This window comes from Actinocorallia lasiicapitis, from assembly GCF_054778695.1.
On sequence record NZ_BAAGZI010000902.1, the window covers coordinates 1 to 577 of the forward strand.

Annotated in this window: 1 protein-coding gene; it reads left to right on the forward strand. The window is 77.3% G+C overall.

Annotation, left to right across the window (positions count from 1 at the left end; all coding sequences use genetic code 11):
- Positions 1–288: 288 nt before the first annotated feature.
- The coding region (locus ACYVE7_RS35405) for a glycosyltransferase (protein WP_460371071.1) at positions 289–577 on the forward strand (289 nt) is incomplete at its 3' end.

Genomic DNA, 577 nt, shown 5'->3' on the forward strand with positions numbered 1-577 from the left:
GATGTAGCTCGCGCCGCCGTCGCCGGTGGTGTTGATCTTGAGCATGGCCTCGCGGACGCCCTGCTCCTCCACCGCTTCGCCCTCGGCCCCGTCCCCGCCGCCGCCGACCTCCTCACCCCCCTCCACCGAGCCGACGCCGTCCTCCCCGGCACCGCCCACGCCGCCGCCTGGATCACCGCCGCCCTGGGCCCCGCCGCTCCCGTCATCGCCCCGCTCCACGCAGCCCCTCGCGGAGCCGGAGCCGTCTCGATCGCGGAGGGAGACGAGCACGCGGTCGGGGAGCGGCGGGTGCTGGCGGTGGCGGGGCGGCTCGACGGCGAAGAGAACGTGGAGACGGCGGTCGCGGCGTTCGCGCTGCTCGCGGACGCGTTTCCGGAGTGGTCGATGCGGATCACCGGAACGGGTCCGCGGCGGGCGGCGGTCCGCGCGTTGATCGACGCCTGCGCTCTGCAGGACCAGGTGCGGATCGTGGGGGACGGGCCGCGGTGGGCGGACGTGGCGGCGCGGCTGGTGCTCGGGCCGGTCCACGCGGGGAGCGCGTTCACGGCGGGCGTGCCGGTCGTCGCCTGGGCGGGGG